This window comes from Zhouia spongiae (genome assembly GCF_022760175.1).
GTDB classification, from domain to species: domain Bacteria; phylum Bacteroidota; class Bacteroidia; order Flavobacteriales; family Flavobacteriaceae; genus Zhouia; species Zhouia spongiae.
This window is the reverse complement of record NZ_CP094326.1, coordinates 3702556-3726029: the sequence shown is the minus strand read 5'-3', so window position 1 is coordinate 3726029 and position 23474 is coordinate 3702556. Positions and strand designations below refer to the sequence as shown.

16 protein-coding genes are annotated in these 23474 nt (G+C 38.4%); 7 read left to right on the top strand and 9 right to left on the bottom strand.

Annotated elements, in window-relative coordinates; all coding sequences use genetic code 11:
• Positions 1-3 precede the first annotated feature (3 nt).
• The 3 genes from MQE36_RS15695 (at position 4) to MQE36_RS15685 (ending at position 4046) form a co-directional block, all read left to right on the top strand.
• A complete protein-coding gene (locus tag MQE36_RS15695; protein ID WP_242936916.1) occupies positions 4-1398 on the top strand; it encodes a TlpA family protein disulfide reductase in 1395 nt (464 codons plus the stop codon).
• A gap of 336 nt (positions 1399-1734) precedes the next feature.
• The gene (locus MQE36_RS15690) at positions 1735-2715 is read left to right on the top strand and encodes a metallophosphoesterase family protein (protein ID WP_242936915.1); all 981 of its coding nucleotides are present in this window, start codon (positions 1735-1737) and stop codon (positions 2713-2715) included.
• 140 nt (positions 2716-2855) lie between these two features.
• The gene (locus MQE36_RS15685; protein WP_242936914.1) at positions 2856-4046 is read left to right on the top strand and encodes an IS256 family transposase; all 1191 of its coding nucleotides are present in this window, start codon (positions 2856-2858) and stop codon (positions 4044-4046) included.
• A 60-nt stretch (positions 4047-4106) separates the two neighbouring features.
• On the opposite strand, the gene MQE36_RS15680 is transcribed toward MQE36_RS15685, so the two are convergent.
• The 3 genes from MQE36_RS15680 to MQE36_RS15670 are packed head-to-tail and all read right to left on the bottom strand — an operon-like array spanning position 4107 to position 6392.
• Positions 4107-4715: a hypothetical protein gene (locus MQE36_RS15680; RefSeq protein ID WP_242936913.1), complete on the bottom strand. Its 609-nt coding sequence runs from the start codon at positions 4713-4715 to the stop codon at positions 4107-4109.
• 3 nt (positions 4716-4718) lie between these two features.
• Entirely contained in the window at positions 4719-5804 is a 1086-nt protein-coding gene (locus MQE36_RS15675) for a zinc-binding dehydrogenase (protein WP_242936912.1), read from the bottom strand.
• A 6-nt stretch (positions 5805-5810) separates the two neighbouring features.
• Positions 5811-6392 carry a helix-turn-helix domain-containing protein gene (locus tag MQE36_RS15670; RefSeq protein WP_242936911.1) on the bottom strand — a complete coding sequence of 194 codons (582 nt, stop codon included), beginning with the start codon at positions 6390-6392 and terminating at the stop codon, positions 5811-5813.
• A 143-nt stretch (positions 6393-6535) separates the two neighbouring features.
• On the opposite strand from MQE36_RS15670, the gene MQE36_RS15665 reads away from it, so the two are divergent.
• From MQE36_RS15665 to MQE36_RS15650, 4 genes are all read left to right on the top strand, one after another.
• The gene (locus tag MQE36_RS15665; RefSeq protein WP_242936910.1) at positions 6536-7825 is read left to right on the top strand and encodes a DUF5690 family protein; all 1290 of its coding nucleotides are present in this window, start codon (positions 6536-6538) and stop codon (positions 7823-7825) included.
• An 80-nt stretch (positions 7826-7905) separates the two neighbouring features.
• Complete coding sequence (locus MQE36_RS15660) at positions 7906-8844, top strand: alkaline phosphatase family protein (RefSeq protein ID WP_242936909.1); 939 nt, start codon at positions 7906-7908, stop codon at positions 8842-8844.
• Positions 8845-8849: 5 nt separating this feature from the next.
• Complete coding sequence (locus tag MQE36_RS15655; protein ID WP_242936908.1) at positions 8850-9968, top strand: SGNH/GDSL hydrolase family protein; 1119 nt, start codon at positions 8850-8852, stop codon at positions 9966-9968.
• Positions 9969-10114: 146 nt separating this feature from the next.
• Positions 10115-10681, top strand: coding sequence for a helix-turn-helix domain-containing protein (locus tag MQE36_RS15650; protein ID WP_242936907.1), 567 nt, complete (start codon positions 10115-10117; stop codon positions 10679-10681).
• A gap of 76 nt (positions 10682-10757) precedes the next feature.
• Here the strand turns inward: MQE36_RS15650 and MQE36_RS15645 are convergent, their stop codons facing one another.
• The 6 genes from MQE36_RS15645 to MQE36_RS15620 form a co-directional block, all read right to left on the bottom strand.
• Positions 10758-11435 carry a phosphonatase-like hydrolase gene (locus MQE36_RS15645; RefSeq protein WP_242936906.1) on the bottom strand — a complete coding sequence of 226 codons (678 nt, stop codon included), beginning with the start codon at positions 11433-11435 and terminating at the stop codon, positions 10758-10760.
• Between the two features lie 5 nt (positions 11436-11440).
• Positions 11441-12595, bottom strand: coding sequence for a TIGR03364 family FAD-dependent oxidoreductase (locus tag MQE36_RS15640; protein ID WP_242936905.1), 1155 nt, complete (start codon positions 12593-12595; stop codon positions 11441-11443).
• A 133-nt stretch (positions 12596-12728) separates the two neighbouring features.
• The gene (locus tag MQE36_RS15635) at positions 12729-15215 is read right to left on the bottom strand and encodes an outer membrane protein assembly factor BamB family protein (protein ID WP_242936904.1); all 2487 of its coding nucleotides are present in this window, start codon (positions 15213-15215) and stop codon (positions 12729-12731) included.
• 62 nt (positions 15216-15277) lie between these two features.
• Entirely contained in the window at positions 15278-17059 is a 1782-nt protein-coding gene (locus MQE36_RS15630) for a RagB/SusD family nutrient uptake outer membrane protein (protein WP_242936903.1), read from the bottom strand.
• A gap of 10 nt (positions 17060-17069) precedes the next feature.
• Positions 17070-20201 carry a SusC/RagA family TonB-linked outer membrane protein gene (locus MQE36_RS15625; RefSeq protein WP_242936902.1) on the bottom strand — a complete coding sequence of 1044 codons (3132 nt, stop codon included), beginning with the start codon at positions 20199-20201 and terminating at the stop codon, positions 17070-17072.
• A gap of 256 nt (positions 20202-20457) precedes the next feature.
• The gene (locus tag MQE36_RS15620) at positions 20458-23307 is read right to left on the bottom strand and encodes a TonB-dependent receptor (protein WP_242936901.1); all 2850 of its coding nucleotides are present in this window, start codon (positions 23305-23307) and stop codon (positions 20458-20460) included.
• Positions 23308-23474 lie beyond the last annotated feature (167 nt).

Genomic DNA, 23474 nt, shown 5'->3' with positions numbered 1-23474 from the left:
CAGATGAAAAAAATCTTTCTCTTATTATGTGTCCTGCTAACGTCCGTTTCGGTATCGGCAGGAAACAAAACCGGTCTTACAAGTATTGAAGGCCATTTTACTTTCGAGTATAAAGCAGCTGAAGTAAAGCTAATGTATGTTGTAGACGGAAAAATGGAAACCTATGCTACGAGTAAAATAGATCCGGATGGGAAATTCGGGTTTTTGCTGTCTGCAAATCCTCCGGGTTTCTATTATCTGGATTACGGACAGATGAAGGGTAGGAGAGATCAGTTGCTACGATTTTATCTTCAACCGAACCTCGATTTAAGCCTAGAGATTAGTGAAAAAGAATATGTGTTAAAGGGTAAAAAAACAGGCCATAACAAGCTGGTGCAAAAGGCAAATAAGGTTTATGATGCCTTTGCCCGCTTTAATACACTGGGAGGAATGATGACCTATGAACAGTATTATCCCTTTTTGGAAAAAGAAGGTGTTAAAATGGTTCAGGACCTTAAAAATTCCATTCGTACCGGCGATGAAAAATTTGATGCCTTAATGAAACTGGCCGTACAATGCGATTACGAAAATGAAATGTATGGTTTTTTCAGATTGCCACGCATAAAACATCCCGAAAAAGGAAACCGTCCCGAAGTATATAATGAATTGCATGTTGACGGAGTGAAATTTTCTGATGAAAATATTTTACGTTTAGGAAACGGCTATAATTGGATGGAAAGCTATTTTTTTAATGAACAGATGCAAAACGGGTTTAGATCAGGCCCTTCGGGAGGGATCAGTAATTCGGTTTCCCATATCGGAAATGACAGATTGATAGAAGTATATGTTATGAACCAGCTTTCCCGTATAAAACTTCAGCCTGATGAATATAAAACATTAATGGCGCCCCTGTATAAATACTTTACCTCTGAAAAAAGCAAAGAGTTTCTGGTTCAGTACGAAAAAGAACTTCATAAGAATGTAGGGCAGCCCGGTCTCGAATTTACATACAACGACGTAAACGATAAGCCGGTATCATTTAATGATTTTAGAGGGAAGTATGTATATATAGATGTATGGGCAACCTGGTGTGGACCTTGTAAAAAAGAAATCCCTTTCCTGAAAGAACTGGAGCATGAATACAGAGAAAAGGATATTGTGTTTATGAGTGTTTCCGTAGATGAGCTTAAGGACAAGCAAAAGTGGAAAGATTTTGTAAAGAATGAAAATTTAAAAGGGGTACAACTTATGGCCGATAAAGCATTTAAATCTGCAATAGCCAAAAATTATGAGATTAATGCGATCCCACGCTTTTTATTGTTCGATAAAGAAGGAAAGATCATTTCTATAGATGCATACCGCCCTTCTAATCCTAAACTTAGAAATCAACTAAACCGATTGCTTGGAAACTCCAGGTAAATATTTACAACCACCCTTAAGCGTTACTGATCCGGTAACGCTTTTTTTTTACCCTTAAAGAAATGTATTTATAACCGGTCTGATCCGTTCCGTAGTTTAACACCATATATTGATGGTTTAAATCTGTATTTTCCAGGATTTTATTGGCACCGCCAAAGGGTATAATACCCCGGGGCTTGCCTCGAAATTAAAATTTGTTTCCGACCAATGCCTCGTGTGCTTGCACCGAGGTAGTTTACTACTGTTATTATTATGATATTGTAAAGTTTTTTTAAAAGTCATTTTTTTACTTATATTTAAAATTAAATTACAAATACGAATAAAAGTTTAATAATCATGTACCGGGAAAATAACAGGAGAAGTTTTATAAAAGGAGCCGTAGCGACAGGTGTTGTATTATCGTTGCCCACAAGTGCTTTAAGCTTATTTGATAACCGCAGAAATAAGGTTAAAATAGGAATTATAACCGATTTACATCAGGATATTATGCATGATGGAAAAGAAAGGATGGAGTCCTTTCTTCGCTCAATGAGAAGCGAAAAACCGGATGCCATAATGCAAATGGGAGATTTTGCATATCCAGGTGATAAAAATAAAGAGGTGATCGGGATGTTTAACGATGCACATAAGGAACGCATGCATATTATAGGGAACCATGATATGGATTCGGGTTATACGCGGGAACAATGTGTAGATTATTGGGGGATGCCCGCCCGTTATTATGTGTCAGAAATCTCGGGGGTATATTTTATAGTTCTGGATGGAAATGATAAGGGGTCACCGTCTCATAAAGGAGGTTACGCTTCATATATCAATGAAGAACAGGCATCGTGGTTGGAAGAACAGTTAAAAACACTTGAAGGTCCCATTGTCATTGCATCGCATCAGCCATTGGCAGGCACTTATTCGGTAGACAATGCTGAAGAGATACAAAATTTGCTGGGGAAGTATTCAGATAAGATTTTAGTCGCTATTAACGGTCATACTCATATAGATGCTCATCTTCTGATAAAAGGAGTGAACTATGTGCACATAAACTCAGCATCTTATTATTGGGTGGGAGGAAAGTTCCAGCATAAAAGCTATAGCGATGAGGTTCTTGATCAGTACAAATACATAGCTTACACATGTCCCTATCGTGATGCTTTATTTACTACAATGACAATCGATCCTGGGAAACAAACCATTAGTTTTAGAGGGAAAGACACAGAATGGGTAGGAGACAGTCCTGTAAAGCTCGGGTTTGAAGGGTATGAAAATGCAAGGCCCGGACAAGAGATAGTTCCGGAAATCAGGAAGCGTTTAATTAAACATTAAACAGATTTTTCAAAAGAAAAGCCGGTAACAAATACCGGCTATCTTTTTTAGGTAGTATCTCACCAAGTGTGTAAAGTATAAAAATATCGAGGGTTAATGCTCTCGATATTTTTTTGTTTAATTTTAAAATTTACACACTTATGAAGAAAGAAGATTTTCTAAACGACGATTTTTTAAAACAGTTCAAGACAGGAGACGAATTGACCTCCTTTTTAAAATCCATCCAAAAGCGAGGTATTGAAAAGATGCTTGAAGGCGAACTTGATGCGCATCTGGATTATGATAAACATCAGCAATCCGATGACAGTAATACTCGTAATGGTTATGGTTCAAAAAAGATAAAAACAGCTCTGGGAGAGACTAACATTAAAGTTCCCAGAGACCGAGAAGCCTCCTTTAATCCTATGCTTGTTCCAAAGCGTACTAACATGGTCGATGGCATAGAAAACGTCATTATCAGCCTTTATGCAAAAGGCATGAGTAATTCTGATATCGAAGAACAAATCCGAGAAGTCTACGATTTTGATGTTTCTACATCTACCATATCCCGGATCACAGATAAGGTAACCAATGATATTGTTGCCTGGCAAAACAGACCACTAGAGCCTGTATATTTAATTACTTGGATGGACGGTATTGTATTCAAAGTTCGGGAGAACTCCAAAGTCATTAATAAAACCATGTACATTGCCGTAGGACTGCGCAGAGATGGTAAAAAGGAAGTTTTGGGACTTTGGCTGGGTAAGAATGAATCGGCAGCCTTTTGGATGAGTGTACTGACCGACATTAAAGCCAGAGGTGTTCAGGATTTACTTATCACAGCTACAGATAATCTTAACGGTTTTACAGATACTATTAAAAACGTTTTTCCTGAATCTAAAACCCAAATCTGCGTGATACACCAAATTCGTAACGCTTGCCGCTATGTGGTTTGGAAAGACAAGAAGGCGTTTACAAAGGATATGAAAAACATTTATGATGCACCAACCAAAAGCGCAGCAAAAGCCGCTCTGGAGGACTTTGCTCAGAAATGGGAACACAAGTACTCTTACGCCATTAAAAGCTGGGAAGACAACTGGGAGGAGCTTACCGCTTTTTATGAATTTCCTTTAGAAATTAGAAAAATCATTTACACCACGAACCTTATCGAAAACCTTAATGGAAAAATCAGAAAGTACACTAAAAATAAGCTCTCATTTCCAACAGATGAAGCTGTAATGAAATCCACTTTTTTAGCTCTTAGAGAGGCTACTAAAAAATGGTCAATGCCTATTAGGAACTGGGGCATTATTTTAAACCAGTTTTTAACTATATTTGAAAAAAGGGTTTGACTTTAAAAAAGTCAAACCCTCGATTTTTAACTTACACACTTTTCGGGATAGTGTCCTTTTTTAAAAAGTATATGTTTTTGATTTTCCGTAATTATCGTCAAATGCAATTTGGGCATGACCACTGGGAGCATCATATGGTGCTTTAGGAAGTATTGACGGGTTAGACGGATATGTACCGTTGTTATAGGTAAGTTCTTTAAACTCGCCTTCGCTTTTTATAAGTAATATCGCCCAATTGTTCTTTTTCGTATTTTCTATAAAAAGGGGTGGTCTCATAACAGTAAAAGTAGTAATAGGATGAAGTTCAGCGTTTAGTAAAAGTATTGTACATCCTCCTGAGCCACAGAAGTATGAACCGTTTAGTTTTACAAACACCTCGTCCTTTCCATCACTGTTTAAGTCAACAGTATAAAACTGATAACTACGATCGGTTTCATTTAAAAATTCAATGTCTTTTTTTACAATACTGTCTTTTATAAAGTTTGATATCCTTGCAGAAAGTTTATCATCTACCCCATTTTCAATAAAGTTCTCATTTTCATTTTTAACAGCAGGTTCTGACTCTACATTTAGTGTGTCCGTATCCTTATTCATTATTTCTTTCTTGCTTTCATTGGTTTTACAAGAAACAACAATAAACACTATTAATAAGATTTTTAATATTTTCATAATTTAAAGGTTTTGATTAATACCAACTCTATGGTGAATTCCCGTATTAGCCGTCTTAAAAGCTGTATCCAGCTCACAAAGCGAATATTCTTTACCTACAAGTTCCTTGAAAGGATACTTTTTATGACATGAATTCATAAATTCTATAGCTGTGGCCAGATCTTGTGGTGTATAGTTATGCAATCCTTTAACAGACAAAATATTCCTTACTATGGTTTCGGCGTCGATTTGTGTTTTAGGAGCATTATAAACGGCTCCGACCCATACGGCAACTCCCCCTAAAGTTAATAAATTAATTCCTAATGCCATGGCTTCCGGGTTCCCTGTTGTATCTATTACAATGTCTATATCTTCACCATTGAGGTTTTCTATAATTTCAGTTTTACTTAATGAAGCTATAAATGTTTCCGATGTACCAAATTTTTTAGCTGTGGATAACCTTTCAGGGTTAATATCCGCGGCATATACATTTTTGGCACCTCTTTCTTTACTCATGGCACAAGCTGACAGTCCCAGCATTCCTGCTCCAAAGACCATTACATTTTTATTGTCGATATCCCCTGCCAGTCTTAAAGCACCCGCCACGGTTGCATGTGTACAATTAAGAGGAGCCGCTTCAGATGGTAAAAGTTCGGTTGAAAGTTTAAAAACGGAACTTCCTTTTTTTAGAACACAATGGGTGGCAAATCCACCGCTTAATGGAGAATCGTTCAGGATTGTCTGATGCCCGTATTTAAATAAACCGGGAGATTTTTGGGGAATCCCCCTTTTGGCTTGTAAATTGTCCGGATCGAATGCATAAACGGACCACGTAATCAGATCCCCTGTGGTTATTTTTTCACCATTATAATCTGAATGGATATGTTGCCCCAGTTTTACAATTTTTCCAATAATCTCATGTCCTAAAATTCCCGGACTTGGAGATTTCCTCCTTCCGTAATATGTGTGTAAATCACTGGTACATATTGTGGTATAGGTTATTTGTACAATGATTTCTTCATTGTCAGGTTCTGGTATTTCTATTTCTAAATGACCAAATGATTCATGGGGTTGTTTAAATATTTTGGCCCTGGCTTTTGTGTTGCACATAAGATTTTAAATTGAAGTAATAAAGTAGACTACTAATAATATAGATTCTGTATTCAGCTTGTTAAGGGGTACATGAGGTTGTCTGCCATCAAAGTACAGAGAATCACCCTCTTGCATGTTAAAGGTCTTATCTCCGAGCCTGTAAGTAATGTCGCCTTTTACAACGTAAATATATTCAAAACCTTCAGTAACAACCATTTCCCTGGTTGCATTCCGGGATAAGGTCAGAACCGAGATTTCGAGTGAAATATCATTAATGGAATGATTGAGAACCGTTTCATACTTAAAGCCAATCGAAGCTTCTTTTGCTGTTTCCGTATAGTCTTCCTTCTTTATGAATAGGTGACCCGGAAATTTTTTGTTTTCACCTACATCTTCAAAAAAATCATTTAAATCAACCTCCAGGGTTCTGAGTATTTGCAGTAGAGTAGGGAAAGTGGGGAAGACCCGACCGTTCTCAATTTTTGATAACATAGGGATACTGACATCCGAATGATTGGAAAGATCACCTAATTTCCAGTTTTTGGAAATTCGTAACTCCCTGATTTTCTTTCCTATCCAAATAGTTATATGTTTGTTTTCCGACATGACCATTTCGTTTTCAATGCAAATATAGTTTCTTAATAAGAAAATTAATTTATTAAAAAGAAAATTTAACCGTTACTTTACGTTTCCTTAATTTGTTGTCAAGGATAGAAAATTACATTTGCTTTAACAGAAAATTGTTAGCGATGATGAATCTTAAAAATAAAATGACAGCCTCTGCATGGTTTAGTTCAGGGTGGATAATGATAGCGGCTTTTTTATGCTATACGGGCATGTATGCGGTTAGAAAATCCTTTTTGGCAGGACAGTATTTAGATCTGGGGTTAAGCTTTGAAGTGGATGCGAAAACGGTTTTAGTGATAAGCCAGGTTTTAGGGTATATGCTATCTAAATTTGCAGGGATCAAGATCATTTCAGAAATGTCGCCCGAAAAACGGGTTAAGTGGCTTGTGGGGCTGGTTGCTTTTGGTCTTGCAATGTTAGGATTGTTTGCAATAGTTCCGCCACCGCTCAAGGTACTGGCAATTTTTCTTAATGGTTTGCCTTTGGGGATGGTATTCGGGGTTGTACTCTCATATATAGAAGGACGAAGAAATACAGAGTTGCTGGCTGCTGCTTTAAGTGCAACGTTTATTTTTTCAACCGGACTGGTGAAGACCGTGGGGGTTGTGTTGATGCAAGACTTCGGACTTGGAGAATACATAATGCCTTTCGTTACCGGATTGTTGTTTTTCCCTTTTTTCTTACTGGCTGTATGGATGCTTAAACACTCAAAGAGTCCGGATGCTCTCGATGTTCAGGAACGGACAGAACGTGTTCCGATGGATCGGGCTAAAAGAAAAGAATTTATAAGAAAACACGGTTTGGGATTTGCAGGCCTGGTTATTATTTATGTGCTGTTGACCATAGTAAGGGATTTTCGAGATAATTTTGTTGTTGAGTTCTGGGCAGAATTAGGCTATTCCCAAAAACCGGAGTTAATTACCCTTACCGAAATTCCGGTAGCTGTAATCGTATTGGTGCTGACAGCTATGGGGATAATGATCAGGAAAAACAAACTGGCTTTTAATATGGGTATGTGGCTTACGATACTCGGATCGGTATTAGTTCTGTTAGCAACAGTTATGTTCGAAAAGAAGTTGATGTCGCCTGTCGCCTGGATGATCAGTACAGGAATAGGAATCTATTTACCCTATATACTTTTTCATTGTCTTGTTTTTGAACGCTTAATGGCTTTTTTAAGGTATAAAGGCAATATTGGATTTATGTTTTATACAGCAGATGCTTTTGGTTATATGGGAAGCGTGTCGGTGTTGTTGTTAAAAGAAGTATTTAAATACGATAATACCTGGGTCGAATTCTTTATCGGTTTAAATATTAAAACAGCTATAGGAATGCTGATTTTGGTATCAGTAACGATGTTGTATTTTAACTTCTCTAAAAGTGAAAAAAAAATAATCAGTGAAGCATTATAATGAAATCATGAATTCTCTTTTGTGTATTTCATTACTTTTTGGTTAATTTGTTTTTATTATTTGTAAAAAATATTTTATCAATGGTAAAAATTAAAAATCTTTTTTTGGTAATATTATTGAGCGGTATCTTCAGTTGTAGTACTTCCAAACCGGCTAACAAGCAATCGGATAATAAACCTGTAGCAAAAAGGGTTATCGTCATAGGTCTTGATGGAATCAGCGTGGATGGATATAAGACCGCCAGTCATCCGAATCTGGACGCGCTTTTCGGAAAAGGGATGGTTTCATTCGCTACCAGAACCGTTATGCCTTCGGTTACCTTGCCAAACTGGACAAGTCATTTAACCTCCGGAGGGCCGGAACAACATGGAGTGGATAGCAACGGATGGACTATAGATAAAAATAATTTGCCGGCTATAGAAACAGATGCAGACGGATACTATCCCTCTATATTTAAGATATTAAAAGACCAGGTTCCCGGAGTAAAAACTGCTTATTATTATAATTGGGGCAATTTGATTAATCCTATTAACCGGCGTTATTTAGATGAGGTGAATTTTCTTGAGGATGATGCTTATATAGAAAATTATGATAAAGCGTTGCGCTTTGCTGATGAACACAAAGAAGATCCTACCTTCATCTTTTTGTATTCAGTGCATACTGATCATGCCGGCCATAAATATAAATGGATGTCTCCGGAGTATATAAGATCAATCGAAGAAGCAGATACCGCTATAGGGAAGCTTATAAATGCCTTGAAAGAAAAGAATATCTTTGAAGATACACACTTTTTACTGATTACCGATCATGGTGGTAAAGGTCATGGGCACGGAGGTGTCAGCGAAGTAGAAATGAATGTGCCGTGGGCCATTGTAGGGCCCCGTATTCATAACTCTGATGGATTTGATGCCCCTAATAACAATACAAATACTGCCAGGGTCATAGCCGAATTATTTCAATGTAAGGAACTTCCGGAATCGTGGGTCGGACAAATTCCCGGAGTCATATTTAAGGATTAACCGGGATGAACATCATTAAGCATAAGCATAGCTGTTTAAGGGGGATTGCATTTGCCGTCTTTCTAAGCTCATTTATCATCAATGCTCAGGAGGCAAAAGCATACCGTTGGCTGGATGCAAAAAAAATGAATGTCTACGGAAGATTGGTCGATAAAGAAAGAGAAGATTTTAACCGGTTGCCGGCTTCTATGGAAACGGAGGTAAGAGAACCGGTTTGGAGACTATCCCAACATGCAGCCGGTTTATACCTTAAATTTGAGACTGATGCGCAACAGATTCTTGTTAATTATAAGGTAAAGGGAGCTAAGAGTATGAACCATATGCCGGCTACCGGTGTCAGCGGGGTAGATCTTTATGCTGTTGATGATGGTAAATTTAAATGGGTACGTGGGCATTATAACTTTCAGGACACAATATCTTTTACTTATTCAGATCTGGACAAAATTCGGAAACAAAGGGAATTCTGCTTGTACCTCCCCTTGTATACTAAAATCGAATGGCTGAAAATTGGAGTTCCTCACGCTAATACGATAAAAGAACTGAGAGAAACCCGACGGGAAAAGAACCCGGTTGTGGTATATGGAACTTCGATAGCGCAAGGCGCATGTGCTTCACGGCCCGGAATGGCCTGGACCAGTATCGTGTCGCGCAAGTTAAATAAAACGGTGGTTAATTTAGGGTTTTCAGGTAATGGTCTGCTGGAAAAACCATTACTGGAGTACATGAGAAACTTTGATGCCTCTGTTTTTGTTTTAGATTGTATGCCAAACTTTACTAAAGATGATTTAGGTCCTGTGCAGGCCGAGGAAAGATTGGTAGAAGCAGTTGGAATCCTGAGGCAAAAACATAGTAAAACCCCCATTTTATTCGTTGAACATGGAGGATATTCGGATGGAGATATTCAATATAACCGGAAAAGAATGTTTACCCGATTAAATGTAGCGGTAAAAAAAGCATACCAACGTTTGAAGGAGGAGGGAGATCAGAATTTATACCTGTTAACCAAAGAAGATATAGGTTTGGGTATTGATTCTTTTGTTGATGGTACGCATCCGAATGATTATGGAATGATACAGTATGCAGAAGCCTATAACCATATTTTGTCTGAAATAATAAAGAATTGATCCCCGATAAGTTTATACATATACTACCCGGATTAAGTATCTGCGAATTGTAAGTCTTACTTGGTGAGTAAAGTTTTTATTGTAAAAGATCATAATTGTTAAAATACTTTTCCTTTTTTTGAATATATTGTCTCCAAAATAAGGGGATGAAAGATTATATAATAGGAATTGGAAAACGTATTAAGGAGATACGAAAAGATAATAAAAAGACTATAAGTGATATAGCTTCGAGAGCAGATGTAAGTAATGGTCTTATATCGAGAATCGAAAACGGCAGAACGATTCCTTCGCTACCGGTATTATTTAATATCATAAAGGCATTGGAGGTTGAAGTGACCGACTTTTTTCTCGGAATGCCTAATTCTAACGGAGCTTCTTATATACTAACAAGATCATCGGACTTTTCGGTTATCGAAAAGGAAGACGATGCTGAAGGGTTTCTCTATAAATATATTTTCAGTAAACAATTGTCGTCGATGGGCTTTGAGGCCGTATTATTGGAAGTATCCCCTGGTTCTAAACGGGGTAAAGTCATTACGGAAGCTTTTGAGTTTAAATACATGTTAAGTGGAAGCTGTAAATATATTATAGGAGACGATGAAGTAACGGTTAATGAGGGCGATGCCATATTTTTTGATGGACGGATACCGCATGTACCGGTAAATGAAAGTAAGGGCAAAGCTAAAATGCTGGTCATGTACTTTTATATATAAAAAAGGGCCTTAAAGTATTTAAAGCCCTTTTTAAGTAAAAACCAAATTAAAAAAAACAAATGAAAGTTTTGTTGTATTAAAGGATCGACTCCAGTTCTTTTAAAGAGTCGAAAATATAATCCGGATTTGCCGTCTGAAGTTGTTCTCTTGTATGCGCCCCGGTAGTAACACCTATTGAATATCCGCAATTTGCATTTTTACCTTCCTCAATATCAATTATAGAATCCCCCACTTTTATTACAGAGGATGAGTCCTTGATACCAAGATTTTCCATAACGAGGTTGATCATATCAGGTCCCGGACGGCCATGTTCAACATCGGAAGCGGTAACCAGCATGTCTATATGCTCTCCAACTTTCCAGCCCAGTTTGTCGATAAGCAGGTTGGCTGTTTTAGCATCGTAGCCGGTATTTAGTGCTACCTTGATACCTTTATCCTTTAGATTGCAGAAAAGCTGTTCGGTATCTTTATAGGTGGTAACGGCCAGCTCATCGTAAGCTTTTTTCAACATTACTTTAAAATCAGAAAAAATAGCCTCAGCCAGGGGAATGTCATTTATGTCATCCTGTGCCAGAATGTCTATTATAGCTTGCTTTTTTTCTTTTCCTGCCCCGTGTTCCAGAACAAAGTTTAAAGAGTAATCGTACCCCGCTTTATTAATAGCATTTCTTAATGTTTTGTATACTACATTGTCTTCATCTACTGTTGTTCCTGCCATATCAAAAACAACAAGCTCAATTTTTTGATCCTTCATTTTAATTAATTATATATTGATTCAATATTATCTTCGGCAAATCCGGCACTTCCGGTCATTCCTTTACCGCCTATTCCTGTTACGATATGAATATTGTCGTTTACATTGTGGGTAAAGATATCGTTATGCTTGCATTGTGAATAAGTTCCATACCATCGTTGTGCGATTTCATAATCAGGTAATGCTATAATCTTTTTTGCTTCCTCGATCATAAAATTGTCCAGTTCCATGTTCAGGTCGAAACCTAATGAATCGGCATTTTCAGCGTCTGCATATTCATGAGAATCACCAATAATTACGGAACCGTCGGCAGCTTGTTTAAAAAGGATGTGCACTCCCCATTTTTTCTGATATGAAGTTTCAGGTTCCCTGGCTTTGATCTCCTTATAAGAAGGACACTCAGAAAAACTTTCATACCTCCTGATAGTCCATCCCGTAAGGATAGACCCGGGCAAACGGTAATTTTTCTGAGGCTTTGTTTGCATCATCTGGAGTTTGCATACCTCAAGGTCGCTGGCATTAAAAACCTCGGGATACAAGGTTTTAAAATCATTGCCATTGCATATAATGACCTTGGAGGCCCACAGCGTTTTATGAAGGGAGGTCATCACTTCTACACGACCATTCAGCGGTTCACAATGCAAGACGTTAAGATTATAAATTATTTCCAGGCTAAATTTATCAACCAGGTATTTTTGCAGTCGGGAAATCATGACCCTTGATTCTACGGTAATTTCTTCCGGAAAGAATAACCCTGCCACTACATAGTCATTTTGTAAGCCCGGGTATTTTTTTAAGCATTCTTCTTTAGTAAGCAGTGAGGAAGCATAGCTGTTTCTTTGGTTGATACTGTAAAGTTCTTCTAGGAGCTGAAGTTCTTCTTCATTTGAAGCGATATATACCGTACCGTTCAGCCTCGCAGAAATATCATGTTCAGATTGAATGTTCTTATATATTTCAAGGCTGCGCCTTCCGTATGCCTGCCATTTACTATCCATACCAGATGGTACTACCTGACCAAAGTTTCTGACCGTTGCGCCCATCGGCTGTATGTCTTTTTCGATCAAAGCTACTCTTAAGCCTTTTAAAAGGGCATGATAAGCGTGAAATGTACCTAAGACCCCGCCGCCTATTACTATTAAGTCATATTGTTTTTGCATTTGTTCTAAATGAATGCGTTAAATTTATCAGATGTAAAATTATTTTACAAATATTAAAAAAAATGAATCGTATAACAATATTAAATGCTAATTATGTGATAGTATATCGTTAAGTTTGGGTTAATATTCGGGGTTATTTATTCCTGAAGTAATAAATATTTCCGGCGAAATCGCATATATAAAAACCGTTCTTTGTTACGGCGGCTGTAGTTAATACAGGTGCGCCAAGATATTTTTTCCATGTAAGGGCGCCTGTTGAAGCATTTAATTTGTATACCCAGCCGTCCATCGCTCCAAAAATTAATTCATCACCGGCTAAAATAGGTGTAGATTCGATACTACGCTGTTGATCGGAAAAGTACTGAGGAGTGTAAAATATAGCAGGAAGCACTTCGTATTCCCATATTTTTTTTCCGGTTTTTCGGTCTATCGAAGCAATTCCCGGATCGGATCCGGCCACAAAAATGTTCGTATCTGTTACAACAGGGGTCGTTGTACTTTTATTGTTCATATATGTATTAATGGTTTTGATCGTTTTTCCCGTCTCTGGATCTAATAAATGAACGGTTCCATCGTTGCCATCGTTTTCGGCAACCCATAAAGTGTTCTCTTTGTATAGAACATTTCCGTTTCTAAAACGTAATCCGCTATCACCTCTTTTCCAGGCAAGTTTTCCGGTTTTTATTTCATGTCCGTAAAGGGCACCCCAGTTTGATGATGTAATAAGAATATTACCCGCAATAGTCATGGTAGGTGTCGATCCCTGACCTCCGTTCCATTCCTGGTTGATCCATAATGTTTTTCCGGTTCTAGTATCGATAGCAGAGAGGGTATTGCCAAATCCGGTATAAACAACATTGTCATTGGCTACAGCTCCGGAAATAAGTGCCGGAAGTCTGTTGTAGTTGAGATCTTTTTCCCATACAATTTTTCCTGTTTCTATATCTAGAGCATATACAAAACCTTGTACATCGGTAGCTATAATTATGCCTTCAGAAATAACCATTTGGTTTTTGATGCTATTTTTTGTCTGATAGCTCCATCGTTTTTTTCCGGTAGAAGCATTATAACATACGATGTAATTATCTGTAGCATTATTGTCATCAAAACTGGCAGTAAGCACATTATCTTTATACAGTACGGGAGAACTCATATAAATATTTCCTTTAATATTTTTCACCCATGCCAGTTCGTAACCTCCGGAATGACTGTAAGGGCTCACGGCATCGTGTTCAGGATTTCCCCCGAGATTATACCACGACGCGCCAGTTTCACCGTTTGAAGTGGTTCCACCTATAGAAAATGTGCTTTTTCGGTATAATACTTCTCCATTGTTTAAGTGAGCTTCAACAGCTACTGTATAGGACTTAGATCCTGGTTCCGGTGAAAATTGAGCAGACCAGTTCCAGTCTGAATTTTTAGCCATAAGCCTTGTTTTTTTCTCTCTGGCTGAACTCCAGTTTAAACCTTTTTCATCGAATATATTGTAAGTAACGCTATCTACATCTGCCTGTGAACTATATACATTAATAGAAATATCAATGTTTCCTTCTCCATTTTTAAAAGCTTTATCCCGATGTGGTGAAACAATCTGTATAATATTGTTTGTGAATGTCCATTTTAAGTTCGAGGAACTATTTCCTTTTTTATCTACGTTTATGACACGGAATGATGACGGAGAATGATCGATCCCTCCTTTTGCAGCTGTGGCAGTAGAATAGGATTTAATATCAGACAGGCCGTGGGTTTTGGTCATGTTTATATGCCAATGACCAAAAAGCCATGCCTTGAGGTTGTAGTCATTTAAACGGATAGAGTTATTTTCATCGATTTTAAAATCGAAGTTCTCACTATTGGTAAGCAGGTCGTGGTTAAAAAAGTATTTAGGCAGTTTTTCCGGGTACGTGTCCAGTAAATTTTGAAGCCATTCTCCAATCTCCTCGCGGGTAAAACCAGGAGCAAAATCTCCTCCCATCATTGGAGTAATTACATACAATGCATTTCCTTCTTCGAAGGCATACCATGCCGGCCCGAAACTGTTTTCAAAGAATTCTTCTCCGTAAGCCCCCTTTACAAGATCGTGGTTGCCAAGACAATAATAAACGGGTACTCCAATGGTTTGGGTAGTAACTTCTTTTGCATGCCATTCCATTCCTGATTCATAACAGATGTCTCCTGTATGTACTATAAAGTCAGGCTTTGTATTCTCTGAATATCTTTTAAGATCATTTAACCATTCTTTATACTCGTAGGTTTCGGTGTCTGATATTTGAATAAAACTGACTTCTTCTTTTATTTCTTTTTTTTCTACAGCAAAATCGTAATTATGAATATGCTCTTCTATACGGATGTAACGTGTTTTTACTGATTGGTTAGCAGTAGGGTATAGGGTTACAAAGCGGGCTTTTTCCCATGCAGGTAACAAAAATTCTCCCTTTTTATTAGTTTTTACCACATGAAGGCCGTTAGATATAATAGCACCTTCTATGCCTTTTTCCTTTTTATCTTTTTTACCATTTCCATTATCATCATGATAAACGCTACCCTGAGTTTGAGCGTTTGCAGTAAAGAAAATGATGTTTATAAGTATAAAACAGATGTAACAGGATAACTTATTCATAGTATTTTTTTTAATAAAGCAAAGCCCATAATGGGCTTTGCAAGGATAAACTTAAGTAATTTTTACCAACCTGGAGGTTGTTGCAGGTTAGGGTTTAAAACCAATTCATTTAACGGGATCGGATAATAATAATATTGAGGCTCTATAAACGATTTCGGAACATTATGATCTTGATTAAAACCAACAAAACCCTGGGATCCACCGCTTAGGTACAGATCGGTAGGGGTTCCTTGTTCATTTAAGTAGTATATGGCTAACGTACTTTTTATTGCATCCGGAACATCATCGATAGGCGATGTCTCTTCAGGTGAATTTAATACAGCTATGTCCGGCACACCATCGCCTGTTACATCGTGTTCACCAAGTTCGGGAATGAAAATGCCAAATTGTGGTTTTGCCAAGGTAGAACCTGCTTTCCATCTGTACATGTCTTGTTCCCTGAACCCTTCACAAGCCAGTTCTACACGTCTTTCCCTTCTTAGTTCCAGCATGAGTCCCTGATTGTCTCCCCCTACGTTCGGGTACTGATCTGCTAATACCGGGTCTATAGATGTATTTGCAGCAGCCATATTTAAAGAAGGCATGCCTGCTCGCTCTCTGAGTTTGTTGATGCTTTTGTCGATATCTGCCTGGGTAATTGTTTCCAATTCTGCTTTTGCCTCGGCATAATTTAGCAATACTTCACCGAAACGGTACACCATGAGGTCGTTATAAGAGCGTTGCCAGCCTAATTTATTTTCTTCCTTCGGCCAAAACTTTACCTGGTTATATCCGCCGTATGACAATCTGGTGACAAAAGGAGAAGGTGAGCCGGGGCGGGTATATCCCGGTGCCATAATTGTTTGAGCCATTCGTGGATCCCTGTTTTCAAATATTTCGATGATGGCTTTTTGATCATTACCTGTAAGGGTTGTAAAAGACGTACCGTTATCCATCAGGTAAGAATCTGCCAGCGATTTGCTTAACCCCCAATAATAATCAAAAACAACTCCGTTTTGGTTGGTACGTTCGCTGGAATCATAATCTAAATACATAATCGCTTCAGGGTTGCCGCTTTGGCTTTCCATGGCAAACAGGTTTCTGTAATCTTCTGTAGGATTACCTGTACTGTACAGGCTAAAACTTCCGCTATTTATGATTTCATCGGCAGCCGAGACAGCCCTTTTTAAAAAACGGTCAGCATTACCAATATTGATTTCATTATGATATTTTCTGAACGTCCCTTCGTAAAGACTGAATCTTGATAATTCTGCGAGGGCAACCCATTTGCTTAACCGTGTTTTGTCTGAGTCTTCTTTTACATGTTTTACAGCAAACTCAAGGTCTGCCATGATAGAATCGACAACAAGTTCTCTGGGATCATTAGCCTGATATAATAAATCTTCATCTCCTGTTTCAACAGGTTTCGAATACCATGGAGCACTACCGAACCGTTTAATTTTATCGATGTAAAACCTTGCTCTAAAATATTTTGCGATACCTACATAATGGTTGATTTCAGTTTGATCACCTTCCGCTTTCTGATAATTGACCAAAAAGTAGTTAATGTTTCTCAGTTGGCCCCAACTCCATCCACCACCAACAGTTTCCGGCGAAATGGTACCCCTTAGCTTGTCCTCGAGTTCACTTCCCTGAGAATACTGGGCCATGTTGTCTGTAGAATAATCACTGGTACTGGCACCCAAATAGTCATAAAACTCGTTTGTATAGGTTTCGAGGTCCTTTGGGTTGTTAAAAAAGTTTTCTCCGGTAATGTCTGTTTCCGGGATTCGATCCAGGAAGTCATCCTCGCACCCCTGTAATAATAAAGTTACAGCGGATATATATAATACTATCTTTTTCATGGGTTTAATTTTAAAAATTTAATGATGCACCTATAGAATATGTCTTCTGGAACGGATAAGCTGAAGTAGATCCTAATATTTCAGGGTCGAGATATTTGTAAAGGTTTGTGATTTCGAATAAATTTTCACCACTCAGGTATATACGGATGTTGCTTATGGATGTGTTTTTAAAAGCATCTTTTGGAACTGTATAACCAAGTGTGATGTTTTTCATTCTGATGTATGAAGCATCCTGTAAATATTTGGTTTGCGGAATTCCAAGTTCTTTATTTGTTTCTGCTACATATGATTTAGGCCTAGGAAAATAGGCGTTCTGATTTTCAGGAGTCCAGTGATCCAGGTTCTTTTCAGTTAAACTGGCCCATGGTTGTGCATAAATACCCCAGAAATAGTGATTTCCAGCTCCCGGGTACCAATCCCTTTTTCCAACTCCCTGGAAGAACATCCTTAAATCGAAATTATTCCAATTGGCATTGAGATCAAGCCCGAAAGTATAACGAGGTGTGGAGTTTCCAATGATTTTGTAATCGCCGTGGTTCTCTAAAGTCCATTCCCCGCCGTTTATTTCACCATCGCCGTTTAAATCGGCAAATTTTACGTCTCCCGCTTCAACAGGACGTTGACTCGGACGCGATGCAACCGCAGTCTGATCAGGAGAGTTTAAAACATCTTCATTGCTTTCAAAGAAGCCTAAAGTAGTTAATCCCCAAATCTCACCAATTTCTCTTCCAACATAATACTTGCTCAATGACCCGGCAGGGTTATCAAATTTCTCAATGAATGTTCTGTTGTCTGCAAGGTTAAAACGAACATTGTACCTGAAATTGTCACGCCCTAATTTGAACTGGTCTTTCCAGCTCATTTCTAATTCCCAACCTTTGGTAACAAGGTCAGCAGCATTTTCCAAAGGTTCGCTGGTACCCAGAACAGAAGGAAGATCCTTACCCTGTGTAAGCATATCTTTGGTGTATCTTCTATACCAATCAAAACCAACATTGAGTTTATTTGAAAAAAGTCCCAGATCTATACCGGCATTTAAAGAGGTTACAGTTTCCCATGTTAATGTTGAAGAAACCAGTCCCGGACTGATCACGGAAGTTGGACGTTCACCTCCCAAAATGGCAGATGTCTGCTGGGTTGAAAGCGCCGGAATGTATGGGTAAGAGGCGTATATTTTATTATCCGAATCGATACTTTGGTTTCCTAAAGATCCGTATGACCCTCTCAATTTTAACAGGTTGAAAAAGGTGTCGTCATTAAAGAAATTTTCTTTTGAAACGATCCAGCTGGCAGAAACGGAAGGGTTAAACGCCCATCGGTCTTTTTTCGGGAATCTTGAACTACCGTCATAGCGGCCATTCGCCTCGATGATGTATTTATCGTTATAAATGTAGTTAAGCCTGTAGAATAGTCCCTGAGTAGCCCAGGAATATACCTCCTGGCTGGTGTTGGATGTTCCTGTAGCTAAATTTACAGTAGGTAACTCTTCTGAGATCAGGTCGTTTTTGTAAGCGTCTTTATAGTCGCTGTAGAATTCTTCCTGATTGTAACCTGCTACTGCATTTAGATAATGTTTTTCGTTGAAGGTATCTGTAAACGTAGCATAAATATTATAATTATCCTGTTCCTGGTCTAAAGAATAGAAAGAAGCATAACTATTATTTCTTGTCGTGCTGACATTGTTAGGTCCGGATTTGTATTCCAGAGGCACCTGATAAGTATCGTTTGTTTTGTTTTTTCTTCGATAACTGGCATCGGCATTTATAAAAAGCCTGTCTTTTATCAGATCTAGTTTTACATCGAATTTTGTAAAGAAAGTTCTTTCCTTGGTGATTTTATTACCAGTTTCCAACGCTCCAATGGTATTGGCGTAACCAGAAGTCGGGCTTCCGTCCGGATTGAATAATGGCGTTAAGGTAGGTTGCCTGTTCACATTGTGAAAAAATAACCAGGCATTGGCCGTTGGTTCGTCGTATTCATTAGTGTTGAACCAGCTGTTATTCCCGACAGCTAACCAGTCAGTCACATTAAAGTTAAGTTTAGATCTCAGGTTATACCTTTTATAGATATCGTTATTGTACTTTAACATTCCTTCTTGTCTGAAGGTTTCAGCAGCGAGCAAGAAACTCCCTTTTTCTGTTTTTTGCGATAAGCTAATATTATAATTCTGAGTACTTGAAAAACTATTGTAAACTTCATCAAACCAGTCAGTCTGGGCAAAGTACTGCCAGTTATTCGGGTTTCTGTCATCCAGTCTTACCGTTGGTAAGCTCGGGTCGTTAGATACTTGCCGGGCATATTCAAGAGCGTTGTCGGAATATAAATCGTAAAGCGGTGATGCCATAACGTCTTTATATTGTGCTACCAAATATGGGTCTGTTACGACCTCAGGAAGGTTTGTGACAGTTCTGATACTGAAATTCGAATTAACATTCAGTTTCAATTTATCTGAAGCAGCTTCCTTGGTTGTAATCAAGATCACTCCGAATGAAGCTCTTGATCCGTAAATAGCAGCAGAAGCAGCATCCTTAAGCACAGAAACCGATGCAATATCGTTAGGGTTTATCAGCGTAAAGTCCTGTGCCGATGTAGGAACCCCGTCTACGACGATTAAAGGACTTCCTCCGGAGATGGATTCATAACCTCTGATATTAAAGTCAGGGGTTGCACCAGGTTGACCACTTGAGACATTTACATTTAAATTTCCGATAGCACCTTGTAATGCTGCACCTGCATTAGTAATAGGCCTGCTCTGGAAATACTCATCTTCGATCTGGGTTACGGCTCCTGACAAGTTAACCTTCTTTTTCTTTCCGTAGCCAACAACTACAACTTCTTCCAGCGATTGGGTGTCCATTTCCAGGACGGCATTAATGAAACTGTTGTTGCCTACCTTATATTCTTTGGTCTTATACCCTACATAGGATACTACAAGAACAGGATTTGAGCCGGTCGTAGTCAGCTCAAAATTTCCGTCAAAATCTGTTGAAACGGCATTAGACGTCCCTTTCTCCATCACGGTAGCACCCGGAAGGGGAGAGGAACTGTCTGAGACCTTTCCTTTGAGCTTTACTTGCTGTGCTAAAGACACATAGGTTGTCAATAACAAGCTTAAAAACATTAAAACGTTTAGTCTTTTCATGGTTTTTGTTACAATTAGTAAATTATTTGTCAAAATTAAAGCTAGATTTTACTATTTGTAAAATTATGATGTTAACAAATATTAAACATTGTTTTACTTGTAGATGAATAAATTGTTAATTCGTGTCGAATGGCAAGGTGTTCATTCGTTGATCTTTATCGAGGATGTTAAAAAATGAGAAATCCGGTTTGACCATGTCAAACCGGATTCTTTTAAGACAGTTATAAAGTGGAGAGAATTTAAGTGATGAAATTATTTACAGGCTCCACTTAATTCCTGCTTGTCCTCTTAAACCATGAAACTCAACCTGTCTTGGTCTGCTGGAATCTCCGTAATAATACTCAAGAGGTTCATTGAGGATATTATTGACCTCAGCGAAAATGGTAAAATGCTCGTTTATTTTAAAAGAAGCATTGGCATCAAGAGCCGAATAGTCTCCGTAATAGATGTCATCTCTTTCCGGACCACTGCCGTGATCAGTAATGTAGGCACCTTTAAAGTTATAGGCGCCTCGAATGTTAAAGCGGCCTTTTTCATAATATAACTGCGCATTGATCAGATGGTCTCCTTGTCTTGGAAGCCTTGTTGTACCTTCTCTTCCCGGAATTGTAAATTCTGATTTGGTATAAGTGTAATTTGCCTGCATCCCGAAACCATTAAGGAATCCCGGTAAGAAGTCAAACTTTTTGTTGGCACTTATCTCTGCGCCCATTAACCAGGCATTATCACCATTTCGAGGTCTTGAAATTTCAACGCCGCTAATACCGTTTATAGTTCCTTGCTGTGTATCGTTAAAGATAGGATCTGTTATTGACTTGTAGAAAACCCCTGCAGTGATTACATCTAGCTTGCCTAAATAGAACTCTCCCATAAGGTCAAAGTTAAGCGAGTACGTAGGGTTTAGATCGGGATTTCCTCCTTTAAATTCATTATCTGCTGCAATGTAAGTACCACCCGGCGCCATATATGCAAATTCAGGTCTTGCAAATGTTCTGGTAACAGCTAACCTTAGGTTTGTACGCTCGTTAGGAACGTATTTTAAATGTACCATTGGCAATATTGACAGGTAGTTTTTATCCTGAGATACTTTTCTTAAAATCCCTTCCGGATTTTCCGGAGTCACATCAAATTGATAACCATCTACTTTTGCCCTTGTGTTGGTAGCTCTTAACCCTCCTAATAATGTAAGCTTGTCGGAAAACTTGTAAGTAGCCATTCCGTATACAGATGCGTGTTGTTCGTTTACGTCGAAATTTCTTCCTAAGCCACCGCCATTGTGTAATAATTCAGAATCACCTTCCAGTAGCGAAAGGTTGCCGTTAAAGAAATTGTCTTTGTAGAACTGTACCACGCCTTCGGTAGAAAGAACCTGATTGAATGATTTTCCGGATGTATTTAATTCATTTAAATAATCAAGTCTCCCGGGCTGTTCGATATTGTATTGAGCATAATCGGCAAGGGTAGGGGCAGCACCATTCCCTGACCATCCGTAAAATTCATCAGCAAAAACAGCTTTTCTGTCCTTATCCCTGAATTTGGCGCCAAACTTAAGTTTTAGATTATCGTTGGCAGTTAATTCATAATTAGCCCCCGCAATTATATTATCGCGTTCCATAACCCCGACTTTGTATAGTTCGAGGTCGGCAAATACCATTTTTGTCGGATCCATTTGAAAGTTTGGGTCAGAGTAAACATCAAACATATTGTTGTAATAGTTCAATGCCCCGCCGTCAGAGTCCCAGTATGCTCTTGGCCCAACTCCGCGATCTTCGATAAGGCCTGGATTGAAACCAATTCCATTTTGATTGAATTTAACAACATAATAACTATGGTTGTTCTTATCCGGAATGTTACCATAGCTGAATTCATTTCTGTAAGTGGCCAGGCTCCAGTCAAAAATACCGTTGTTACCCAGGTGTTTTCCTCCTAGTTCGGCTCCAATGAATTCGAATATAAGATCGTTATAGATGTTCTGTAATTCAACACGACCGGTTTGAGAATCTTCTTTGTATTTATCAAAACGGATCCTGTGTTTATAATGAATTTCAGTGTCTACTAGTTTTCCATAATTGATTTTTGTAAAAATCTTGTCTTTTGTACTTGGGTTAAATTCAAAGGCTCCATTCACACCTGTGGTTTTTCTTTCACCTATATAGTCTCTCAATTCGAGGCGATAAACACCGTGATCGCCACTTCTTCTGGCTTCAAAATTATCTGAGGCCCAGTTTCTGTTCCACTGTGAAACACTTAAAATAAAACCGGTCTTTCCCGAATCAGATTTGTTACCTATCGTAACATTTCCACTGTAAATGCCTTTACCTGATTTTTCATTATATCCGGAACCTAATGTTGCATCCAGGGTGAATTTAGAAGGAGCTGTTTTGGTAATAAAATTTACGCTACCTCCAATTCCATCGGCATCTATATCGGGGGTTAAGGCCTTCGAAACCTCCACGTAAGCTATCATTTCAGTAGGGAAGAAGTCAAAGGCAGTGGCTCTACTTCCCCCTTCGTCTGCTCCGGTTGGAATCCTGTTTCCGTTCATCGTGGTAGAGTTCCACTCGGCAGGCAAACCACGTACAGCTACATAACGGCCTTCGCCCTGATCTCTTTCGATAGAAACACCAGGTATCCGCTGTACTGCCTCTGCCGCATTACGGTCCGGAAGTTTCCCTATACCGTCAGAAGCTATGACACTTTTAATACTTAATGCATTTTTTTGAAGGTTTAATGCTTTGGCCTCACTTAATCTTCTTGATGCTGTTCCCTGAACCACAACCTCTTCCAATTGAGAGGCTTCAGGTTTAAGGATGATGTTTCCTATGTCTATAGTTTTTTCTGATGCAAATGAAACATTAGAAGTATGTTGCTGGTATCCTATATAGCTTATTATAAGCCGGTTTTCATTTCCGTTTATTCCCGTTAGAGAGAAATAACCGTCAAAATCAGTGGTAGTCCCTTTTTGGGTACCATAAATGTGTATTGTCGCCCCGGGAAGAGGGAAATCTCCATCAAGCACCCTTCCCTTAAGGGTCCCGTTCTGAGCATATGTCACTGATGATAAAATCAGTAGCAGCAGTTGATTAATTAGTTTGATTGTTTTCATTTTTGGTTACAAAATGTTAGTTATGGTTAAAATTCTGAGCAAAAATGAATCATATATTTAATATAAGTAAACTTAAGAGGTTAACAAATATTAAATAAAATTTTACTTGAAAGTGAATTAATTGTTAAGGAAATCGGATGGAATCGGTTAGAAGGTAGCTTGATAAT

What these genes read in the sequence shown, in the direction of transcription:
- MQE36_RS15695 (WP_242936916.1), top strand. Translation starts at nt 4, where the DNA reads ATGAAAAAAATCTTTCTCTTATTATGTGTCCTGCTAACGTCCGTTTCG.
- MQE36_RS15690 (WP_242936915.1), top strand. Translation starts at nt 1,735, where the DNA reads ATGTACCGGGAAAATAACAGGAGAAGTTTTATAAAAGGAGCCGTAGCG.
- MQE36_RS15685 (WP_242936914.1), top strand. Translation starts at nt 2,856, where the DNA reads ATGAAGAAAGAAGATTTTCTAAACGACGATTTTTTAAAACAGTTCAAG.
- MQE36_RS15680 (WP_242936913.1), bottom strand. Translation starts at nt 4,715, where the DNA reads ATGAAAATATTAAAAATCTTATTAATAGTGTTTATTGTTGTTTCTTGT.
- MQE36_RS15675 (WP_242936912.1), bottom strand. Translation starts at nt 5,804, where the DNA reads ATGTGCAACACAAAAGCCAGGGCCAAAATATTTAAACAACCCCATGAA.
- MQE36_RS15670 (WP_242936911.1), bottom strand. Translation starts at nt 6,392, where the DNA reads ATGTCGGAAAACAAACATATAACTATTTGGATAGGAAAGAAAATCAGG.
- MQE36_RS15665 (WP_242936910.1), top strand. Translation starts at nt 6,536, where the DNA reads ATGATGAATCTTAAAAATAAAATGACAGCCTCTGCATGGTTTAGTTCA.
- MQE36_RS15660 (WP_242936909.1), top strand. Translation starts at nt 7,906, where the DNA reads ATGGTAAAAATTAAAAATCTTTTTTTGGTAATATTATTGAGCGGTATC.
- MQE36_RS15655 (WP_242936908.1), top strand. Translation starts at nt 8,850, where the DNA reads ATGAACATCATTAAGCATAAGCATAGCTGTTTAAGGGGGATTGCATTT.
- MQE36_RS15650 (WP_242936907.1), top strand. Translation starts at nt 10,115, where the DNA reads ATGAAAGATTATATAATAGGAATTGGAAAACGTATTAAGGAGATACGA.
- MQE36_RS15645 (WP_242936906.1), bottom strand. Translation starts at nt 11,435, where the DNA reads ATGAAGGATCAAAAAATTGAGCTTGTTGTTTTTGATATGGCAGGAACA.
- MQE36_RS15640 (WP_242936905.1), bottom strand. Translation starts at nt 12,595, where the DNA reads ATGCAAAAACAATATGACTTAATAGTAATAGGCGGCGGGGTCTTAGGT.
- MQE36_RS15635 (WP_242936904.1), bottom strand. Translation starts at nt 15,215, where the DNA reads ATGAATAAGTTATCCTGTTACATCTGTTTTATACTTATAAACATCATT.
- MQE36_RS15630 (WP_242936903.1), bottom strand. Translation starts at nt 17,059, where the DNA reads ATGAAAAAGATAGTATTATATATATCCGCTGTAACTTTATTATTACAG.
- MQE36_RS15625 (WP_242936902.1), bottom strand. Translation starts at nt 20,201, where the DNA reads ATGAAAAGACTAAACGTTTTAATGTTTTTAAGCTTGTTATTGACAACC.
- MQE36_RS15620 (WP_242936901.1), bottom strand. Translation starts at nt 23,307, where the DNA reads ATGAAAACAATCAAACTAATTAATCAACTGCTGCTACTGATTTTATCA.